The organism is Acidobacteriota bacterium, assembly GCA_034211275.1.
GTDB lineage: Bacteria > Acidobacteriota > Thermoanaerobaculia > Multivoradales > JAHZIX01 > JAGQSE01.
In genome coordinates, this window is record JAXHTF010000391.1 from 1 (window position 1) to 1,587 (window position 1,587).

Consider the following 1,587-nt stretch of genomic DNA (forward strand, 5'->3'; position numbering starts at 1 on the left):
CAACATTGAAAGCAGAGATCAACGAGGACGCCTGGGCAACGCTGCACAGCGACACTTCGCGGCCTTTCACCAAACCCAAATCGGGGCGGATCGCCGTCAAGGTGATCAACCACCTGGGCGACGAGGTGATGAAGGTGTTCCGCGTGGCCTCAGGGCCGGCGGGTTAGCACAATGATCGACCCGGCAAGCCAGGTTCAACTCAAGGAAGCCATCGCGGACTGCATCGGCACCGACCAAGGGGTGCTGGACGCGCTGCGGGAGGAGATCCGCCCTTTGAAGAGCGCCACTCGCCGCATTCAGCCGCGCGCCACGACCTCGATCTCTTTGGTCGGCACCGATGGCGGCAACAACCAGCTCCAGTTCGACCCCTTCCTGATCCAGCTGGTCCGGGTGGTGGACAGCAGCAACAACGAGTACTGTCTGGAGGCGGTCTCGCCTACGACCCCGATTCACAAGCTCAACGAGCGTCAGTTCGCTGGGGATGGATCGGCTAGGACGGCACTGGGCGAGATGATGGCCTTCCTGGGTGTAGACAGCCTGCCGGCGCTCTCCCACATGATTCGCCCGACTGACAAGGGCAAGCCGGTTTCCCCAAGCTGGGTGCAGGTGTACCGGGAGTTGGTCGAATGGGCGATCCTGTTCGCCATCCTCAAGAAGGACTTCGGCACCGACACCTTGATCGTCTGCGACGGTCTGTTGCGCAGCAAGGTCTTCGCCAAGGACCTGTTCCAGCGGCTGCTCCAGGGTATGAAGGATCGCATCGAGGCGCAGTGGAGCAATAGCCGCCGCCGGGTGTATCTCGCTGGCGTGGCCAAACACAGCAAGGTGCTCTCACGGTACCGCCTCGCCATGGCCCTGGAAGGCGTCCTTCAGACCGACTACCCCGCCTACGTGGAGGTGCCGCGTGAGGTGGAGGAGAAGGCTTACGTCTGGTCGGAGTTCGCGCGAGGCGATGACCGCGCCGATGAAGGCGGAGAGATCAACAAGTTCGTCGGCGGCAAGATGTTCCTGGTGAAGTTCGGCTCACACCGCCGTGACCCGGTATGGCCGGTGGACATCTTTGTGCCGCAAGTCGGGGAGTCTCAGACGATCCTCGGTTCGATGCTCGCTGACGCGATCAATGGCTTCCCGGTACCGCACTACCCACGTTGCCTGCAGAAGGCACATGAAAACGCGGCTCTGGTCGATTTCGATTTCGACATTCTGCAGGACTTCATCTACGAAGGGGTGCGATCGAGCCTCGGCGGCGACGCGGGGACACTGGACGCGTTTCAGCTTCAAGATGCCGACCCGGCGCACCGCCGGTACGGATGAGGGAGAGCAACATGGCAGAAATCCAACTCTTCCCCAGGGAGCAGGTTGTCGGCATCTTCCGGGGCTTCCAGCAAGGAGGCATGGAATTCCACGCCGACCTGGTTCTGCCGTACCGGAATGAGTTCCAGAACATTCCGATGCATGGGCAGTTCCTTCTTGTCCAGTTGGAGACGCCTGATGAGGCTGTGCTGGGACGCATCGCTTCCTTCTCTTCGGAGGGCAAGCTGTCCTTCGGCTCCGGCGAGGAGTTCAATATTCGCGCAGTCCGCGAGG

At 61.5% G+C, this 1,587-nt stretch carries 2 protein-coding genes; both read left to right on the forward strand.

Going from position 1 to position 1,587, the window contains the following annotated elements; translation table 11 throughout:
- Positions 1–171: 171 nt before the first annotated feature.
- Entirely contained in the window at positions 172–1,314 is a 1,143-nt protein-coding gene (locus SX243_26240) for a hypothetical protein (GenBank protein MDY7096487.1), read from the forward strand.
- 11 nt (positions 1,315–1,325) lie between these two features.
- A partial coding sequence (locus SX243_26245; GenBank protein MDY7096488.1) for an ATPase occupies positions 1,326–1,587 on the forward strand: 262 nt, incomplete at its 3' end.